The sequence below is a fragment of the uncultured Nostoc sp. genome, assembly GCF_964245575.1.
Lineage (GTDB): Bacteria > Cyanobacteriota > Cyanobacteriia > Cyanobacteriales > Nostocaceae > Nostoc.
The window spans coordinates 1-18,227 of the sequence record NZ_CAXTNP010000063.1; the positions used below are offsets into that span (position 1 = coordinate 1).

Annotated in this window: 15 protein-coding genes; 6 read left to right on the forward strand and 9 right to left on the reverse strand. The window is 40.4% G+C overall.

The window, feature by feature from the left end:
* Positions 1-44: 44 nt before the first annotated feature.
* The 6 genes from ACFFAP_RS12460 to ACFFAP_RS12485 all read right to left on the reverse strand — a co-directional run bounded on the left by ACFFAP_RS12460 (position 45) and on the right by ACFFAP_RS12485 (position 8,677).
* A complete protein-coding gene (locus ACFFAP_RS12460) occupies positions 45-554 on the reverse strand; it encodes a WD40 repeat domain-containing protein (RefSeq protein WP_375511512.1) in 510 nt (169 codons plus the stop codon).
* 508 nt (positions 555-1,062) lie between these two features.
* Positions 1,063-2,058 carry a PRC-barrel domain-containing protein gene (locus ACFFAP_RS12465; protein ID WP_375511513.1) on the reverse strand — a complete coding sequence of 332 codons (996 nt, stop codon included), beginning with the start codon at positions 2,056-2,058 and terminating at the stop codon, positions 1,063-1,065.
* A 199-nt stretch (positions 2,059-2,257) separates the two neighbouring features.
* Positions 2,258-5,926: a chromosome segregation protein SMC gene (gene smc / locus ACFFAP_RS12470; protein WP_375511514.1), complete on the reverse strand. Its 3,669-nt coding sequence runs from the start codon at positions 5,924-5,926 to the stop codon at positions 2,258-2,260.
* A gap of 316 nt (positions 5,927-6,242) precedes the next feature.
* The gene (locus ACFFAP_RS12475; RefSeq protein WP_375511515.1) at positions 6,243-6,512 is read right to left on the reverse strand and encodes a hypothetical protein; all 270 of its coding nucleotides are present in this window, start codon (positions 6,510-6,512) and stop codon (positions 6,243-6,245) included.
* Between the two features lie 518 nt (positions 6,513-7,030).
* The gene (locus ACFFAP_RS12480) at positions 7,031-7,804 is read right to left on the reverse strand and encodes an armadillo-type fold-containing protein (RefSeq protein WP_375511516.1); all 774 of its coding nucleotides are present in this window, start codon (positions 7,802-7,804) and stop codon (positions 7,031-7,033) included.
* A gap of 291 nt (positions 7,805-8,095) precedes the next feature.
* Entirely contained in the window at positions 8,096-8,677 is a 582-nt protein-coding gene (locus ACFFAP_RS12485) for a hypothetical protein (protein WP_375511517.1), read from the reverse strand.
* A gap of 517 nt (positions 8,678-9,194) precedes the next feature.
* Here ACFFAP_RS12485 and ACFFAP_RS12490 point away from each other — a divergent pair.
* The 3 genes from ACFFAP_RS12490 to ACFFAP_RS12500 all read left to right on the forward strand — a co-directional run bounded on the left by ACFFAP_RS12490 (position 9,195) and on the right by ACFFAP_RS12500 (position 11,637).
* Positions 9,195-10,091, forward strand: coding sequence for an alpha/beta fold hydrolase (locus tag ACFFAP_RS12490; protein ID WP_375511536.1), 897 nt, complete (start codon positions 9,195-9,197; stop codon positions 10,089-10,091).
* Positions 10,092-10,746: 655 nt separating this feature from the next.
* Positions 10,747-11,280 (forward strand): hypothetical protein, encoded by a 534-nt coding sequence (locus ACFFAP_RS12495; protein ID WP_375511518.1) that lies wholly within the window; start codon positions 10,747-10,749, stop codon positions 11,278-11,280.
* Between the two features lie 30 nt (positions 11,281-11,310).
* The gene (locus ACFFAP_RS12500) at positions 11,311-11,637 is read left to right on the forward strand and encodes a hypothetical protein (protein ID WP_375511519.1); all 327 of its coding nucleotides are present in this window, start codon (positions 11,311-11,313) and stop codon (positions 11,635-11,637) included.
* Between the two features lie 263 nt (positions 11,638-11,900).
* Here the strand turns inward: ACFFAP_RS12500 and ACFFAP_RS12505 are convergent, their stop codons facing one another.
* From ACFFAP_RS12505 to ACFFAP_RS12515, 3 genes are all read right to left on the reverse strand, one after another.
* Positions 11,901-12,488, reverse strand: a complete 588-nt coding sequence (locus ACFFAP_RS12505; protein WP_375511520.1) for a Uma2 family endonuclease — start codon at positions 12,486-12,488, stop codon at positions 11,901-11,903.
* Between the two features lie 88 nt (positions 12,489-12,576).
* Entirely contained in the window at positions 12,577-13,269 is a 693-nt protein-coding gene (locus ACFFAP_RS12510) for an ImmA/IrrE family metallo-endopeptidase (protein ID WP_375511521.1), read from the reverse strand.
* Between the two features lie 22 nt (positions 13,270-13,291).
* Positions 13,292-14,377: a helix-turn-helix domain-containing protein gene (locus ACFFAP_RS12515; RefSeq protein ID WP_375511522.1), complete on the reverse strand. Its 1,086-nt coding sequence runs from the start codon at positions 14,375-14,377 to the stop codon at positions 13,292-13,294.
* Positions 14,378-14,732: 355 nt separating this feature from the next.
* Between ACFFAP_RS12515 and ACFFAP_RS12520 the strand changes: the two genes are divergently transcribed.
* Genes ACFFAP_RS12520 through ACFFAP_RS12530 form a run of 3 tightly spaced genes read left to right on the forward strand, consistent with a single transcriptional unit; the run spans position 14,733 to position 18,077 of the window.
* Positions 14,733-14,954, forward strand: a complete 222-nt coding sequence (locus ACFFAP_RS12520) for a hypothetical protein (protein WP_375511523.1) — start codon at positions 14,733-14,735, stop codon at positions 14,952-14,954.
* Between the two features lie 37 nt (positions 14,955-14,991).
* Positions 14,992-15,813, forward strand: coding sequence for a PD-(D/E)XK nuclease family protein (locus tag ACFFAP_RS12525; RefSeq protein WP_375511524.1), 822 nt, complete (start codon positions 14,992-14,994; stop codon positions 15,811-15,813).
* The gene (locus ACFFAP_RS12530) at positions 15,810-18,077 is read left to right on the forward strand and encodes a Piwi domain-containing protein (protein ID WP_375511525.1); all 2,268 of its coding nucleotides are present in this window, start codon (positions 15,810-15,812) and stop codon (positions 18,075-18,077) included. Before ACFFAP_RS12525 ends, ACFFAP_RS12530 begins: the two co-directional genes overlap by 4 nt.
* The last annotated feature ends 150 nt before the right edge of the window (positions 18,078-18,227 follow it).

Consider the following 18,227-nt stretch of genomic DNA (forward strand, 5'->3'; position numbering starts at 1 on the left):
TCAAGAACGTATTTTACCTTCATTGGTAAATTCTTTCTCAGAAATCACCTTAGCTGCCAAATTCTGATAGAGTTATTTTTACTGCCACTGGCTAACTTCTGGCTATCGGGGCTAAAAGCAACAGACTTTACCCAGGCTACATTCTGGATCGTAAAGAGTTCTTTGCCTGTGTCGAGATTCCAGAGCTTAATGGTATTGTCAACACTGCTACTAGCAAGCAATTTTCCATTGGGACTAATAGCGATCGCTTCTACATCGTCTTTATGCCCATCAAGGGTACGGATGAGAGTTCCTGTTTCCAGATTCCACAGTTTAATTCGATTATCCCAACTGCCACTAGCGAGTATACGGCGATCAGCGCTAATGGCCAAGGATACAACTGCATCAGCATGACCTTTAAAACTGTGGAGTAATTTGCCAGTGTGCAGATTCCAAATCTTGATCGTGCCATCATAGCTACCACTAACCAAAGTATTACCATCTGGACTGATAGCGATCGCATAAATCCACGCTGAATGTCCTTTTAGGGTTTGATAAGGTTGAATGATTGGCAAGGGCATAACCTCAGGTGTGGCCATCTGGAATGGAAATACTAAACGATAGGAGCTAAACCCAAGCAAGGTTGCTGTAGACGTAATTGCCAGTAATGGGGAATACCAGTCTCTTTGGTTTGCGGAAAAACAATTCTTACAGTGGTGGAAAGCAATGTGGCTACATAGCTAGCTAGTGATAAAAATCCCAGAATATTAGCTTTGAGTTGGAGAGGGACAGACTTGAACTAAAGTTCAAGGCAGGGAGAGGTTCGTTGAACTCACGCAACATTAACAAAATAATCAGGTTAGTTTAGGTGATGCGTTTTATAGCAAAAGCCTTGGTGATTAGGACATCAACAGATAGATAAAACTTAGACGCAAAAAGACTTTATCACCCAGTCCCCATGCCCTTAATCCCCACTCCGTGGGGGCCCCGAGTTCCCCAGTTCCCAGTCCCTTGCTATACTTTCGTTCATAAAAAAAGCCCCCTCCTCGCTGGCGCGGGGAAGGGGTTGAGGGTGGGGATAGCCTAATATCCGCCTTCTTCTTCGTATTCTGGCTGTCTTTCCTTGACTTTCTTAGGAATATTCACGGGCTTGGGCACATCTTCCCAAGCATCGCCCTCTACATCGTCATAATCATCGTATTCGTCAACGTATGGCTTGCTATAGGGCTGGGCTTCATACTTTAGCGGCTGCGGTTGTTGATACCTGTCGCTGCCCGTTGCCTCACTCCAGTTATCTTCTTCCTCATCTTCTTCGTATTGAATAGATTCATACTGCCGCGCCTTCATTACCTGACGCTGTGGCCTTTCTTCCTCCACATAGTCTTCTGTCCATTCCTCTTCCCGCGCTACGGGTTCGGGGGCGCGAACTTTTTGCCTGGGTGGCTGCAATGGCACTCCACTAGGCAGTTGATTGGGTGGTGCAATTGTACGTGGTGGAGTATAGCCGTATTCTTCTTCTGCATCGCGCTCCCAAGGTGCTTTGCCGATACCCAGACGCTCTAGTAAACCAACTGTCAACTGGTTTACCCGTTCTTCAGCTCCCTCAAAGACAATCAATCGATTGGGGCCTGTGCTGACAATTTCATCTACTGAGAACTCGTAAGTACTCAGAAATTGATCGGGAATTTGGGGCAATCCTAAAGAAGCAATAACTATGGAGTTAAGCTTGCCGGTTTCGCCGTTGAACTTGAAGCCCCGAACTTTGCCTAAGACTTCGCCTGTTTCTGTAATTACTTCCCAGTTAATCAGATTACTGAGAGATTCAACTTCGATATCTTCTATTACATCTTCGTTATCAACCAGGATGACATCACCAATCTGGCTGATGTTGTTGAGGTACATATAGCGCGGTATGCCCGAAATAGAGATCAGGCTGTCTCGCAAACCAAGAGCCACAACCTCTCGTTGATCTATATCAACCCAGACTTGACTGATGATGCCTAGCCGCTTGCCGTTGTCGCGGGTAATCACCTGGGTATTTAATATGTCGGAACGCCTAATTATCTGTTCGGAGGTCATTCTATACCGAGTCCTGATCTCGAATCCGGTTTAACGCGATGTGCAACTTATTCTTAGAACCCCTCTCCAAACCTCTTTTCCACAGGAAGAGAGGCTTTAATTTTTGCTCTCTTTCCCTGGTAGGCAAGGGTTTGGGGGTTAGGTTTGAGAGAAACTCGCACATTACGTGGTTTATCTATACACTATTATTAACAAAAACTCAAGCAGATGTATTGGATGATTGTAACTTAATCCCCAAAACTTGAGTATAAGCTCCTCGTGCTTGAGTAACGCCAATTGTGCGTTCGGCTGATTCTATCATCGGACGACGCAAACTCACAACTATAAATTGCGCTTGTTGTGACTGTTGTTTAATCATTCTAGCTAATCGCTCTACGTTTGCCCCATCTAGGAACATATCTACTTCGTCAAAGGCATAAAATGGCGATGGGCGGTAGCGTTGCAGGGCAAAGATAAAGCTCAAGGCTGTAAGTGATTTTTCTCCCCCAGACATGGAAGCTAGGCGCTGTACCGGTTTACCTTTGGGATGTGCGACTAAATTTAGCCCGCTACTAAAGGGATCTTCGGGATTTTCGAGTTGCAAGAAGCCGTCACCGTCTGAAAGAATGGCAAAAATTGATTGAAAGTTTTCGTTGACAGCATCGAATGCTTCTTTAAAGGCAAGTTGCCGCAATGTGGTAAAATTTTCAATCCGCAAAAGTAATTCGGTACGTTCCCCTTCTAGTGTCTCTAATTTTTGCGTCAGTTCTTGGAGACGATTTTGGGTACGTTCGTATTCTTCCAACGCCAGCATATTAACAGGTTCCATTGCCTGTAGGCGTTTGGTAAGCGATCGCAATTCTTTCTGCAATTCTTCCAAATCTACTTTATCTGGAACTTCCGGCAAGGGATTAGGTAATTCTGCTCCCATATCACGCAACTGGCTTTGCAGTGCAATTAGTTCCTCCCGCCGTTTCTCTTGGGTTTCTTGGAGTTTTTCTATTTCCCATTGCAATTGTTGTTGGCGCAAAAGCTGCGATCGCACTTCTTGTTCTGTAGCGTCGCGTTTTTGTTTTTCTTCTCCTAAATTCTGTTCCATTTGATTTAACGATAAACGGGTTTGGGTGATTTGCTCGTCTATCGTTGTGGTTTGGGTAAAGACGCGATGAATCGCGTCTCTACATGAGGTTTGTTGTGTTTCGTATTCGGTGATTCGCGTTTCTGCTTCTTGGATTTTTTCTTGTAAACGTTGTTGCTGATTTTCTAAATTTTTTAATCTTTGTTCAGCTTCGCGTAATGCTGTCTCTCGTTGTTGCAATTGTTGCTCTTGAGTTTTAATTATCGCCTGGATTTGTTGCCATTCGCTGGGGGTTTGGGATGCTTCTAACTCTGCTAAAGCGTGTCGCAATTGTTGCAACTGAGTTTCTTGTCCCGGTAATTCTCGCTGCAATATTTCTAATCGAGATTGAGCAGTGGCTAACTTTTCACTGTTTTGGGCGAGTTGCGATCGCGTCCCCTCTAATTGCGCTGTTAAATTTTTAATATCTTTTTGCAACTGTTCCAATTGCAACTGCTGTTCGCGCCGCGCCTGACGCGCTTCTGTGAGTTCTTGGGTGAGTTTTTTGGTTCTGGTAGACAAAGTAGCGATCGCTTCTGTACAACGCTCTAAAACCCGCTCAATATCCACCAAGCGACTTTTTAAAGCGATCGCTTCATCAGATTCCGCCGCTTCCGCATTGCCAAACCGCAAGGCTGAACGCTGGCTGTTGCTACCACCAGTCATTGCACCACTGGTTTCTAACAACTCCCCGTCTAAGGTAACGATGCGATACAATCCTAAATTTTTCCGCGCCGCCTCCAGGTTGGCAAATACCACTGTGTTACCGAAAACATAGCTAAATACATCTTTGTAACGGCGATCGCAATCCACTAAGTTAACAGCATAGTTAACGAAACCGCTAGCAAAACGTAGCGTTGCATCCTGAGTAAATTTAGGAGCGTGAATTTTATTCAGTGGTAAAAAAGTCGCTCTCCCTGCACGCTTCTGTTTGAGCAATTCAATCCCTGCTGCGGCGATGCTGTCATCTTCTACCACAATATGTCCCAAACGTCCACCGGCTGCCATTTCTAAAGCTAGCTGATGGCGGGGTTCCACCTTTCCTAATTGCACAACTAAGCCACAAAGTCCAGGCATTCCCGATTGTAAAATGACTTTACTAGCTTGGGTTCCTTGGACTTCTTGCTGTGCTTGCGCTTGCGCCTCGATTTTATCCAACTGGCGTTGTTTTTCTCGTTGTTCAGAGAGTAAGCGTTTTTGAGTTTCCTGTTGGATTTGCAGTTCTTGTTCTGTGGCTGAGAGATTTTGAGCTAAATTTTGGATGGGTTCGCTAGAGGCGTTAAATTCCGTTTCAATTTGACTACACTCAGTTTGTTTTTGGGCTAACAGGGGTTCATCGCGTTCAATTAACTGGGTTTGTTCTTGGATTAACTGCTGTAACTGATTATTGCGTTCCCTGAGTTGTGCTTGTTCAGTGCGTTGTGGTTCCAGAGTTTGCAGCAAAGTTTCAATTTGACGGTTGAATGCCGTTTGTTGCTGCACCCACGCTTCCGAAGCCGAGGCGATTTCTGCGGCGGCTTCGCGGGAGGTTTCTAGAGCTTGCTGTGCTTCATCCCTTTGTTGCTGGGAAGACACGATAAATCGCGTCTCTACAAGCTGGGTTTCGGCAATTTCTTCTAGGGAATGACGGTATTTTTGAATTTCTTGCTGGGTTTGAGTCAGACGTTTAGCAGTTTCTTGAGAAGCTGTTTCTAATTCCGTTAACTGACGCTGGAGTTGCTTTCGTTCAGCTTCTTGGGTAGCGAGGGTAGATTGTACTGCCAAAAGTTCATCTTCTCCCAATGCTTTTACATGAGCATTGAGTTGTTCAAGTTCAGCCGTTTTTTGGACGATTTCGGAATTTAGATTTGTGAGTTGGCTAGTGAGTTCATTAAAATTGCGATCGCCTGTTTGAATTTCGTGAACTAACTTTTCTTGTTGTGCTTGTAGCGATCGCCATGATAAAACTGCTTCCCAGGATTGTTTAGCCAAAAATTCCGTGCGGAGTTTTTGATATTTCTCAGCTTTAGCACGATCTTGGGAAAGGCGATCGCGCTGTGCAGTTAATTCCGTCTCAATAATCCGACAGCTATCTTCCTTTTCCTTCACCTCATCTAAAGTTGATTTGGCTTGGATGATTTTGCGATCGAACGCCGCCACCCCAGCCAATTCATCAATAATTTCCCGCCGTTCCCGTGCATTCATCGAGATAATGCTGGTGACATCCCCTTGCAGCACCACGTTATAGCCTTCGGGATAAACCCGCAGGTTACTTAGTTCCTCATGCAACTCAGTCAGCGTGCAAGGTACACCATTGATATAGTAATTTGATGTGTAAGTGCCTTGGTGAGTGACTCGTAGCCTTCTAGTGACACTCCACTCTCCTGATTTTGGATTTTGGACTTCGGCTTCGCTCAGTCGAACGATTTTGGATTTTGGATTTTCTTCCTCTGCTTCCTCTGCTTTCCCTGCTTCCCCTGCTTCCTCACTCTGTGCCTTTGCACCTGGGCCTGATAAATCTTCCTCTGACAAATCAAACGTCACCGTGACGCTAGCTTCAATAGAAGCTCGTCCTTTAGCCGTTTGAGTGTTATTTACTAAATCTGGGAGGCGATCGGCTCGCATTCCCTTAGAACTGGAGAGTCCGAGGCAAAATAGCAGTGCATCTAGAATATTAGACTTACCCGAACCATTTGGCCCAGATATGACAGTACACCCCGGTAGCAAAGGGACTGAGGTAGTGCCACCGAAGGATTTGAAGTTCGTAAGTTCCACGCGCTTGATATGCACCATGCAGCTATTCAGATAATACCAGTACTTTTAGCCTTTATTTTTCCTAAAATGCTCATTTAATGCTCAAATAAACTAGTTACAGTGAATTATCAACCATTTTGAGCATTATTCTATATTTGGCATTCATGCTCAATAGATGCTCATGATTCACCGCCTCTATCACCCTAAGTCTAACCTCTGAGGTTGTTAAACAAGTTATTAAACAACTAGGAATTATAGCTAAGGTAAGCACGAAAAAAGCTCACTTGCCTGATAATGCCATGAGCCAAAATATCTAATCTCTAATGCCTATTCCCCTAGTACTTCTATCACCTCTTCAAGTTTGAGCTTTGCCTTGTACAAGTTGAGCAACTTCTCTTGTTCGCACCTGAAGAGGAGCCTGATATCGCTTTCCTTGCATCGTCAACTTAATCAGCGCTGCTTGCTGATCAGTGAGAGAATTCATCTGATCGAGTGCGATCGCGATATTTTGGTAAGCTTCAAAGGACAATCGCTTTAGTCCCCTTCCCTCTTCCATCTGAGTAAGTGCGATCGCTGGAAACGCCATTAAATAAAGATGTAATCCATGAGGTCTTGTAACCAGCATTCCCTGTAGGCTTCAATCCGTAACGCCTACACAAGTCTTTTAACTCAGCAATGGTTCTGATTTCAAGTTCTGACCGTGTGAACATAAAATAGAGTTGCCCATTTGTAAAAGTGGTATCGGTGGTGAACTGTTTTCCAGACTGATATAATCAGCGATTTAAACTCTATTTCGCTGTTAACACCGTATCAAGTTTTATTCATACTTCTCAACAATGCTTAACCCTAGAGGGAATCCTCAAAATTTTGACAATCAACCAAGTAAGGAGTTGACTGAACAATTAAATTTTCCTGTCACAAAGGAAATGATGGATGAGGTCAAAGCACAAGACGATCCACCACAGTTCTGTAGGGACGCGATTCAGGAGGCACTAAACAAAAAAAGAGAGAGTAGTTAGGTCACTCTCTCTATAATTCTCAGATATTAAACAACTTTTTAAATAACTTTTTTAAAAACTGGAAAGTCTAGCTCTTGCATAAGTATTGGTCATTAGTCATTTGCAAAGGACAGAGGACAAAGGACTAATAAACGTGGTGCTTGACTTTTGCTGATACGGGTCTGAAAGTTGTTGCTGTTTTGGGGGGTAGAATTTGTAAGCGATCGCAGGCTTGTAAACTTTTAAAAGCTGCCTCTCTGATTACAACTTCCTCCTCTCGACTGAGTAGGAGTTGCAAGCATTCGACAACATCTTGCTGCACTGAAGAATCAACTCGCCTACGGCTAATGAATTTAGTGAGTTGACGTAGGGCAATCATCCGCTTTAATGGATCTTTTTCTGTTAAATTTACCAACAACTTATCGAGGTGGTCTTCTTCTCGATTTTCATAGAAGTTGACAATTTGCCAGACCAATAAAATTAAAGTTAACAGTGTTCCCACGCCTTGCACAATTGCACTAGCAGCAATCCAGGAACTGTGAGAGTCAACCCAAATTGCAGCGGCCATGTAAGTAGTGACAGTAGCAAGACCACCACTTATGACTGCTAAAACTAACCGACGATTTGAACTGTTTAAGAACTTACGTATCTTAGACCAGTGTAATTGCCAGTCCCACTCCTGCATTGAGTAAACCAATACCATTATCCCAACGCCGATTGAGAGAGCCAATAGCAGCATCCAGTTCCACAACAACATGGCGACGACGATTGTCAAGAACCCAAGAAAGCCCCCAGGCCCAGAGAAGCGCTTAAATGTTTGCTGCTTTGTTGCTCCCTTTGTCTTGAACTTTGGAAGCGACCAGTTCCAGTTGGGAATCTGGTTGATCAATTGCTGCCAAGAAGACGAAGCCTGTGCCACAGTGTTTACCTACTTGATTACGAAATTAACTATTGTATAAGTTTTACTACGGTTGAAGAAAGGGTGAAGACCCAAACCATAAGATGCCCGGTTTTTAAGGACAGCATAGTAGACTAGTACAGCACGGCAAAAATCAAGCTACCATTTTAAAACTTGCAAAAGCCTTGATCTAAAAAACTTTTGAATGCGTGAATGCGTGAATGCGTGACTTCCGCCAAACGGTACTAGTAACAGCACGGCGGAAATCAAGATACCATTTTAAATGGCTCAGAGCAAGGGCATAAAAGCTTTTTAAAGACAAAAACGAAAGTCATCAACGGTGAATTGGCCATCAAAAGCACAGAAGGTAACGCTGTAGATGTTATTCCCAGTTATAGATAATAAGGTATTGGGGGAAATTACCGAGTCTGAATTGGCAAGATTGGCACTTGGTAGTGCAGTTTGAGCGATGAGTTGCCGATCGCGATCGTAGGCGGAAAGCACTAGCCGTTGCGAACTAGTGACAAAGGCGCTAACCGAATTAACCGGACGCAAGAAAGTAGCTTCTAAAAATCCGCTTTTGGGCGCTCCCATTAAAACTGTTAGCCCTGAATAGGCTGGAAATGCTGGATTTGATGGCTGTATTGCTATAGAATTGTGAAAAATTACTCCCCAGCGTTCATATTGGCGCTCTACTGGTTCAAAGCACTTTAAGTCTTCTAAGTCTAAACAAATATAAGTAGGTACAGTCACTCTGCCAGCGTCAATAGCTGACTCGACCTGCTCCCCCCAAGCTGAAGCTTTAATTTCATTTTGTATATTAAAGTCAAGCGCAAATTTAGCGTCTTCAATCGTTGGTAGTTTATTTAATTGAAGAGTAACCTGCTTTACCATGACATCCCGCCTTACCATTACTTAGATAATAATTAGATTTAGTAATACATCAAAAGCTATGTTTCTACATGCCGAACTAGAATTAATAGCTTGTTAAAATGAGCGTTTTTACTTTTATTGACGCCCATAATTATTTATGAGTTTCTTGATAGACTAACATAAAAACTTATGTTAGATTCATGCTTTAGTGATGCTTGCTACCATGAAAAACCCTTAGAAAACAGTAGTTTCAACCTTAAATTACTTTTTATTATGAAAAAACATCACCAAATCTTTACAAGTAATCCAGTAATTTTATATCTACTTAATCTGATGGTAGGAAGAAGTCTTAAAGTGATTGGTTCGCCGATAATAACAATGAGTGAGAAGTTTGAACTAAATAGGTAAGTATTCTGGGGTGACCAAAAAAGATGCGGTGACGCGGATAAATTATCAAATGCTCTCTCCGTATCTACGTATATTCAGCATTAATCTGTTATTCATGCTACTTAATTACGACAGTCAACAAAAAGTACTTATGTTTCAACCACCAGGATTTGAACAACGCTCTATAAATACCTCACTAGGTAGGATGGTATATTATACAGCCGCTAAGTCACCTTGGCAGGACAATTTTACAGCAAAAGATGATCGGGAAACTTTAGTGTTTCTGCACGGCTTTGGTGGTGGATCTTCTGCTTATGAGTGGTCGAAAGTCTATCCGGCTTTTGCCGCCGAATATCGGGTTATTGCACCAGATTTAATCGGTTGGGGTAGGTCTGAGCATCCGGCACGGAGTTATAAGATTGAAGATTATTTAACCACGATTCGGGAGTTTTTCGAGCAGACTTGTACCAGGCCAGTAACAGCGATCGCTTCTTCTTTGACCGCAGGCTTTACAATTCGAGTAGCATCAGATCATCCTGATTTATTCAAATCTTTAATTCTCACTACCCCCGCCGGACTCTCGGACTTTGGCGAAGACTACTCCCGTAGTTTTTTTGCCCAGTTAGTCAGCGTTCCCCTTGTTGACCGTTTACTTTACAGCACTGGAATAGCAACCAGTGGGGGTATTCGCAGTTTCTTAGAGCAACGGCAATTTGCTCAGTCTAATCGAGTGTACCAAGAAATTGTAGATGCTTATTTACAATCTGCCCAACAGCCTAATGCTGAGTATGCAGCACTCTCCTTTGTCCGTGGCGATTTATGCTTTGATTTATCCCTTTACATTCAACAGTTGACCACTCCCACCGCCATTATTTGGGGACAAAGGTCGGAATTTACAGGGCCCTCAATTGGTCGCCGCCTTGCCGAAATTAATCCTCAAGCGATCCGATTTTTTCAACAGTTGGAAGATGTGGGGTTAACACCGCAGTTGGAGTTGCCAGCAGTGACAATTGGGTTAATTCGCCAATTTTTGCCTTTGCTTAATTAGTGCTTTGTTCAGTAGTACTGGGTACGGGCGCACAGATGTCATTGGTGTCAACTTAGAGCCAGGGCGAATAGAATTCGCACGCCAGTTGCTCATGGGGAAAACCCCCTTGGCGCTAGCCTCTCCCTTTGGGAGAAGACCGCACTGGCTTGGCTTGACAGGCTTTCGTCCGCGGAGGCGGACTAAGGTCAAATTAAGGGTTTGAAACCCACGGAGGTGGGTTTTTTTGTGGAGACGCGGTTTCTAACCGCCCGTTTCGCGTTAAGTTGACACCAATGCACAACTGTGAACCTCTACGAGTATCGTAGATGAACTTAAAAATAATGATATTACTTCAAATTTTTATAATCAACTAAACTTTGATTTTGTGAAAAATCTCGATAAAAATACAGCAAATATTTTAATAAATTTTAAATATAACTTAATATAAAAATTAATTAAACACCATCCAGATTTACAGGATGTTTTAGAAAAATGTGATTTTGAGCCTTGCAGTACGAGAGAAGGCTACCGCTTGGTTGTTGTGAGAAAAAAAGTAGCGATCGCATGTAATTTACCCAAAGCTTTTGGAGAGGGTAATTGTAAAATAGAGTTCAGCAGTTTCATTTTAAGAGGTCTAAAAATTTACTGAAATCATCAAGATATTTTAGGTCAATTAATGACTGGATTGCACACCCAACTAGATTGGGGATGTCGTCGTTTTTTTAAACAGTTAAATAAAAATACTTTTGAGGTATATTTAGGTAAAAAAACTCTAATTTTATCAGAGTTAGAAGCAGCAGACTTGTGTTTTTGTATTAATAGAGTTTGTCAAGAATATAAAAATTCAATAATTGAAGTTGAAAATGCTTTAGAAACATGGAATTTTGAATTCGTAAAACTTTCAGAGAGTGGGGGTTTTATCCTTTTTTCTGTAAGACAAGAGTTATGGGAGTTAATGCAGCAGTTTGCTAATGAATTTGATTATGTTAAAGGCAAGTCAGAATGGCATCTATTCCATAGAAAAGATATATCAATTCGAGTGAGTCGGGGAATTCGCGATCATACATTTATATTACCTAAAATTGATATAAGATTAGATTTATTGCCTAATAATAAAATTAACATCATCTATGAGCTAAATAATGTTAATTTACAATTTATTGAGACAGGTAAATTTACCTTATGGCAGCAATATATTGGAATACAGTGAACCTGGACAGCTAGATATACCAAACAGTGGTTGTTAGAGAAATATATTCCAAAAGTTATTACTTATTACTCAGCAAAGTCTCAACTATCTGAAGCTGAATTGCTAGCCAAAATCACAAATTATATAAGTGAGCGTGCGTTTATTACAGAAATTGATAAGATCAGAGATTTAGCACCTTATCTTCGTGACATACAATCTTGGCTACATATATATGTAGAAAATATTGCTGCTGCGCTCTTGAAACCATATTATCAAGCCTATACAAATTTGGTGCGTAATACTGATTTCTCCATAACAGGCATAGACTATATTATAGTAAATTTGTGTAAAATTAAGTGGACAAATAGGCAAGAATAAATTCCTAACAATTTCACAGACTGGAAAAACTTAACTTTTAAACATGCTATAGATTGCTTAGATCAGCAAGTAGCAAGAATAAATAATTGTGAATACGAGAATAGTTTCAAGGCAGATTTAATAACTCGGACATTTATTTGGATTATAGAAAATGGTAAAATCTCTTTCTCGCAAGCTCAATTAAATGCTGCTAAACAGGCTTTGCTACCACTTTGGGAAGAAAGTCGCTTTGAAATGCGCCATGTGTATCCTAATCGATAAAATTACATAATCTGCTGTAAATGCAACACAAATCCGGGTAGTATATTTTCTCCTGATAAACTAGCAGGATTGTCTAATATCTCTACATCTTTACCTGGACGATAAATTTCTACTCGCTTGTTTTTTCGGTCGATTAACCAGCCTAATTGAGCGCCATTTTCGATATACTCCTGCATTTTCTCTTGCAATTCTTTCAAGGAATCAGTACGAGAACGCAACTCTACTACAAAATCAGGACAAATTGGGGCAAATTTTTCTTGTTGTTCTGGGGTTAAAGCATTCCATCGCTCAATTTTCACCCAAGAAGCATCAGGAGAACGTTCTGCACCATTATGTAGGGTGAAACCAGTTGAAGAGTCAAAAACTTCGCCTAAACTACTTTCAGAGTTCCAAATATCTAATTGAGTGGTAATTTTAACATTACGTCTGCCAGTGTCACTACCTGTAGGTGGCATAATTAATATTTCCCCTGATGCTGTGCGCTCAAATCTATAATTACTATTTTTCTGACACATTTGGAAGAACTGTTCATCGCTCAAGTCAATTTTCAATTTGAGTGTAGAAGGGAAAGTGGTTGTAGTGGCGTTCATAGGCTATTTTGAGCATCTTACTTTCTTTCTAGTGTAGTGCTGTGTGGGGTACGATCGCTGCCAGGAGATAATGGAGAGCGATCGCACTTTACCTATTAAATAAATTTGTTTGCCCATTCGGTGCAGCTTTACCCAGATAGATTTGCTTAGAACCCTTGGGAATAAAAATCCAGCCAAGGTCTTGTAGGCGGTTTTTTAAATTAGAAATTGTGACACCAAGCTCATCTTTCATTGCATAAAGATGTTTCCAATTAGTTAAATTCCGTCCTCTTTGTTTAGCTTCCAAAATTTCTCTAGGCATTAACAGGCAGCTAGCAAAATACTGAGCTTGCCATTCAATTTTATCCAAATGACTTGGAATTATATTTGGATTAGTTTTAACGCCTGTAGTGCGACACAAATAAAGCTTTGTAGCATCTTTTATTCCTAGATTTAATTCTAGTTGCTCTGTCAGTCCATCAGCTTCATTTTGATTGACATGAAGTATCCAGTGTCCAATTTCATGAGCAATTGTAGATTGCTCAAATCCTCCAGTTAGCTCTGAAATACATTCATTGAGTACAATCTTTCTTTGCAATGGCAGAATCTTAGCTACTATCGACCCCTGCTCATCAGGAGGAATTCTTTCCCAACTCACCATAATTCCCAAAGCGTCAGCAGCACAACTAGCCTCAAAAGGCCACTTTGGGGGGAAATTTTCTAACTCCATAATTTTGAAAACTTCATAAGCTTTCTGCTCTATTTCTTCTTTAGAATAGAATTTATACCTGAAAAGGTTCATTGTAACTCCTCACTTTCTTTACTCATAACCACCACCTTCTTTCCTGACATTCTGGTTCTAAGTTGCCTGGATAGATTTGCTTAGAACCTTTAGGAATATAAATCCAGCCAATATCTTGCAACCGATTGATGAGATTAGATATTGTTACACCAAGCTCTTCTTTCATTGCATAAAGATGTTTCCAATTAGTTAAATCACGCCCTTTGGTTATTTCTTGCAGTACATGACGAGGCATTAGCAGACAGCTGGCAAAATACTGGGCTTGCCATTCAATTTTATCAAGCTGACTACTGGCAGTATACTTATCAAGTGGCTCACTAGCACTACGACATAAGAATGAATGATTAGTTTCTTGAATACTAGCATTGATATCTATTTGTTCAGATAATATTTCATTTTTATTTTGGTTAACATGAAGTAACCAATGTCCTATTTCGTGAGCAATTGTCGATTCGGTAAAAGCTCCTAGAACTTCTGGAATATCATCATTTATCAAAATTGTACGTTCTAAAGGTAAAATCATAGCTATGATCAATCCCCGATCATCAGGAGCTATTTGTGCATAACAAATACTTAGATTCAAAAAGTCACATACCCTAGTAGTATCCATAGAGAATTTAAGGGCATATTGAGATGAAATTTGCATACGACTTAGAAGATCATTCGCTATGTTTTCAATCTCATCTTTAGAATAGAAGCGATTTTGAAGCTTTGCTACCTTATCTCTGAGTTCAGCATTTTCTTTTTGTAGTCTTGCAATTTGCTCATCTCGTGCTTTTACCAATGAATCAATACCCGGACTTTCGCGCACTCGACGGAATAAAGCTGGCATTTCCTTGTAGTTCGCCTTAACCAATTCTTCAAAAGCATCCGAGTCACGTTGAGTCATACGTCCAGCTAGGTAGATCAGCTCCTCTGCATTCAAACTGAGATGTTCTGCTATGGAGCGGATCACCTTCTCGCTTGGCTCAACGTGGTCGTTTTCTAGTTTGGACAAATAGGTGTAGTCCACACCTACCTTTACCGCTAGCTCACGCTGACTCAATCCCTTTTTTCTACGAGCTTGCCAAATACACCTGCCAAAACTCTGACTCTCTTGTTTATCCATAATCACATTCAACTGCCTAACGCATTTCCTGAAGCATAAATAATAATAAGCCTTCTATCGGTTTGAGTGATAGTAGGCTAAAAGCCTTATTTTACAAAGCTTTTCAGGAGTCGCTGGGCTATAAGTTACCCAAAATTTTTTGCCTTTGAATCATTCATAGATAAATAATACCAATGTTGAAAATAAAACTCAACATTTATTTTAAATAAATTAAATAGTTGACAAAATTTAAACAGGTTGAATAATATGGTTCAATACTGAACAGATGATATCTTGCTTTGTTGAAATTATATAGCAATTCAGGCGACTATACTGATGTTCGTTGAGTTATATTCCGTTACACAAGAGCAAAAGTATGAATAAACAATTGTTGAACGCTGAACAACTGAGTTTCTCCGTTGGTAGACCTCTACCAGTTTTGCTTGAAGAAATTCAAAAAACAAGCCGCAATCCACAACTAAGAAAGGCTGCGGAACAGATGCTAGAAGGCTTGCGTACCTTGGAAATGGCAACCGAGATTGGTGTATCCAAATCAAAGAGAGCAAATACAGCAATCTACGAAATCCTGACCAAGTAAAATTTTTTTCTCTGCTAAATTCTGGAACTTGACATCAATGAGCCAAAATTGGCTACCATTTGCCAGTTACAACCTATGGTTGCAGTATTCTCCACCCGTAGGGAAAGAACACTTGCACTGTGACATGAAACGAGGTTTTACAAAAGCGCGATCGCGAGAACCTGCGGTTGCAGCAATCTTGGCAAGTGATAGCACTCCTCAGCGAATTGGATTACTAGCACAAAGGGGGGTTTATGAGTTTCATGAAAACTCCCTGATGTTACATCAAGAAGATGCTGTAGAACAAATGATAGAGATTCTGGAATTGCGGAAAGAGTCAGATTTGGTTCAGCAGCGAGTACTTCAGATACTGACAAACTACCAGCAAAATCCAATTCTTGCTGAGAAGAAAATTATTCAACTTAGCCGAGGTGATGAGGGTTTTCCAAAACCAATTCTGATTAAGCAGGGTAATCAGTCTTTTAACTTCTATGCTGCAATTGACTGCATTTTTGCCGAAGAAGATGATACTTTGCACATTTTAGATTTCAAAACTGGCCACTCTGATTTTGATCGGCGGCAAGGGTATATTTACTTACTAGCAGCTAGTTATTTGTACCCCCAGCAAAGAGCAGTAGCATCTTTTTATAACTTAGAAAATGGTAAGTGGTCAGAACCTATTAGCGCAACATCTAACACTCTTAAGGCTTTTCAGATAGAACTCGCTTTAATAGCTCAACGACATGAAGAAGATTTGAGACGCTACCGTAAAAATTCTGCTGATTTCAGTCAAATATTTCCCCAAAATCCGGGTGTAAGTTGTCGCTACTGTTCGTTTAACTCAATTTGTGAATTTACTGTATCAGAGGTTTCTACATGACTGCTGCTGTACTTCAATCCCCCCTAAAAACTAATGTATACCCAATATTTTTGTCGGAAATATTTTTACTAAATATTCCTCAACCTAACTTAATTTGCTTTCGACTGACTCCCAGAGCCGATACTGAAATAGGTAATCGTGTAAGTTGGCGGTTTAATCATAAATTTCCTGATATTATAGTCATTTTTGCAGATGGGAATTTTTGGGTTTTAGCTAAACCTAATCAATCAATGCCAAATTTAGATCAATGGCGAAAAGCTTTAACAGAAATTCAAGTGGACTTGAAAAAAGATATTGGCGATCGCACTTACTCAATTCAGTGGGTAAGCCAACCACAAATAACAGCTTCTATACTGGCTCAATTAGCTGTAAGGGTCTTGAAAGTTAGACGACCTTTTTCATCTGATACTGTTTGGTCTGAAAATAAGGTAGAAGTCAAACGTGAAGTAGATTTTTGGGCAGAAACGATAGAAATAAAAGATACTTTACATCCTGCTATTGCTTTTACAATTCACAGTTCTTTTATTTTCAAAGGTGATTTAGCTGAATTTTACGAAAATCATCCCTACCGACAAGACTCAAATAAGCTTTTGATTGGCTTAAAAGTCCGAGATATTGAAAAAAATAGCTCTGCTACAATTGTGGCTCTTGGAGGAATTTTTGGAGAGCGTAGAGAAAAACTTTTTGAAAAAGCGACTGGAGCTATTAGTAAACAAAAACTTCAACCTGAAGCAGCACCAAATGAGCAACCTGTAGTAACTATTCAATTTGGTAAGGATAAACAACGATTTGACTATCCAATGGCTGCTTTAATTCCCTGTGTTACAGAAGAAACGGCTGACTTATTTGAAGTAAAGTATGGTGATTTAAAAAAGCAAACTAAAATTCCTTATCAAGAACGGCAAAATCGTTTAGCTTTATCCAAACAAGAAGCTACAAGTACTTTAGCTCTTTATGGTTTTCAATTAGCAGCTAAATGTATTAACAACGGGAAGTATCCCAAATTATTCTTACTCCCTAGTTTCAAACTTGAGGACACATTACTTCAATTTGGCAAGAATGTAATTTGCAAGCGAAATGAAGTTTTGAAGGGACTATCTAGAGGTGGCGTTTATCGCCGTCACAAAAATTATGAAGACTCCTCTATAAAAATTCGCATTGCAGCGCTAAAAATAGGTGATTTTCAAGTTAATATATCTTTTCTTAAGCAACTTCGGCAACGCTTAAAAGACTATGGTTTTGAAAGCCTTGAGATTGATGAAGATAGAAGAAAAGCTGTTTCTATCAATGGTTTAAGTAGTGCTGAAGCTAGAGCTAAAGTGGAGAAAGCCCTTGACGATTTAATAGCTATTCCTACTGATATTGTTTTGACCTTTCTACCACAGAGCGATCGCCATACTGATAACAGTGATAATGGTAGCTTATATACTTTTGTTTCTTCAAGACTACTCCGACGTAGTAACCCTGAGATAGTAAGCCAAGTAATCTATGAGGATACTTTGAAAAATCCTAGCAATTACAAAAATATCCTCAATCAAGTAATACTAGGAATTTTGGCAAAATTAGGAAATTTGCCTTTTATTCTAGCAGAACCTTTAGGGGTTGCTGATTATTTTATCGGCTTAGATATTTCTAGAAAACCCAAAAAGAAAACCGTTGGTAGCAGAAATGTCTGTGCAAGTGTTCGTCTGTACGGAAAACAAGGGGATTTTATTCGTTATAGGTTAGAAGATGTTTCAACAGAAGGTGAAGAAATTGATAAACAAACATTAGAAAGGTTTCTCCCATCTGCTGATATCAGCGAAAAAACTGTACTAATTTACCGTGACGGACGCTTTTGTGGTAATGAAGTTGAATATTTACAGGAAAGAGCCAAAGCAATTAATTCTAAGTTTATTCTCGTAGAGTGTATTAAGTCTGGTATTCCCAGATTATATAACTATTATCAGTCAGTTGTGAAAGCACCCACACAAGGGCTAGCACTTCGTTTGTCCTCTCGTGAAGTGATTTTGGTAACTACTAAATTACCCTCTGAAAATATGGGCTTACCTTATCCTTTACGTTTAAGAGTACATGAGAAAGGACACCAAGCACCTATTGAGGATGTAATAGAAGCAACGCTGAAACTTACCTTGCTCCATCATGGAGCGCTGAAAGAGCCACGCTTACCCGTTCCACTCTATGGATCTGACCGTATAGCCTATAGGCGGTTACAAGGTATTATCCCAAATTCGCTGAATGGCGATCGCCAGTTTTGGCTGTAGAAATAACTTAAATATTTGCAGGACACAATCAGGCAAAAACAGGATTTTTAGCCAAGAGCGATCGCCCTTTCCTATACTGTACTTGTATCAAGCCCAGTTTTACACTTAACCAACAAAAACCAGTGTGCAATTAATTGGCGAAAGTAACTA

Bases quoted from the DNA above. Each gene is read 5' to 3' on its own strand.
- ACFFAP_RS12490 (WP_375511536.1), top strand. From the start codon at position 9,195: ATGTTTCAACCACCAGGATTTGAACAACGCTCTATAAATACCTCACTA.
- ACFFAP_RS12520 (WP_375511523.1), top strand. From the start codon at position 14,733: ATGAATAAACAATTGTTGAACGCTGAACAACTGAGTTTCTCCGTTGGT.
- ACFFAP_RS12485 (WP_375511517.1), bottom strand. From the start codon at position 8,677: ATGGTAAAGCAGGTTACTCTTCAATTAAATAAACTACCAACGATTGAA.
- ACFFAP_RS12530 (WP_375511525.1), top strand. From the start codon at position 15,810: ATGACTGCTGCTGTACTTCAATCCCCCCTAAAAACTAATGTATACCCA.
- ACFFAP_RS12495 (WP_375511518.1), top strand. From the start codon at position 10,747: ATGACTGGATTGCACACCCAACTAGATTGGGGATGTCGTCGTTTTTTT.
- smc (WP_375511514.1), bottom strand. From the start codon at position 5,926: ATGGTGCATATCAAGCGCGTGGAACTTACGAACTTCAAATCCTTCGGT.
- ACFFAP_RS12515 (WP_375511522.1), bottom strand. From the start codon at position 14,377: ATGGATAAACAAGAGAGTCAGAGTTTTGGCAGGTGTATTTGGCAAGCT.
- ACFFAP_RS12475 (WP_375511515.1), bottom strand. From the start codon at position 6,512: ATGCTGGTTACAAGACCTCATGGATTACATCTTTATTTAATGGCGTTT.
- ACFFAP_RS12465 (WP_375511513.1), bottom strand. From the start codon at position 2,058: ATGACCTCCGAACAGATAATTAGGCGTTCCGACATATTAAATACCCAG.
- ACFFAP_RS12510 (WP_375511521.1), bottom strand. From the start codon at position 13,269: ATGAACCTTTTCAGGTATAAATTCTATTCTAAAGAAGAAATAGAGCAG.
- ACFFAP_RS12505 (WP_375511520.1), bottom strand. From the start codon at position 12,488: ATGAACGCCACTACAACCACTTTCCCTTCTACACTCAAATTGAAAATT.
- ACFFAP_RS12525 (WP_375511524.1), top strand. From the start codon at position 14,992: ATGAGCCAAAATTGGCTACCATTTGCCAGTTACAACCTATGGTTGCAG.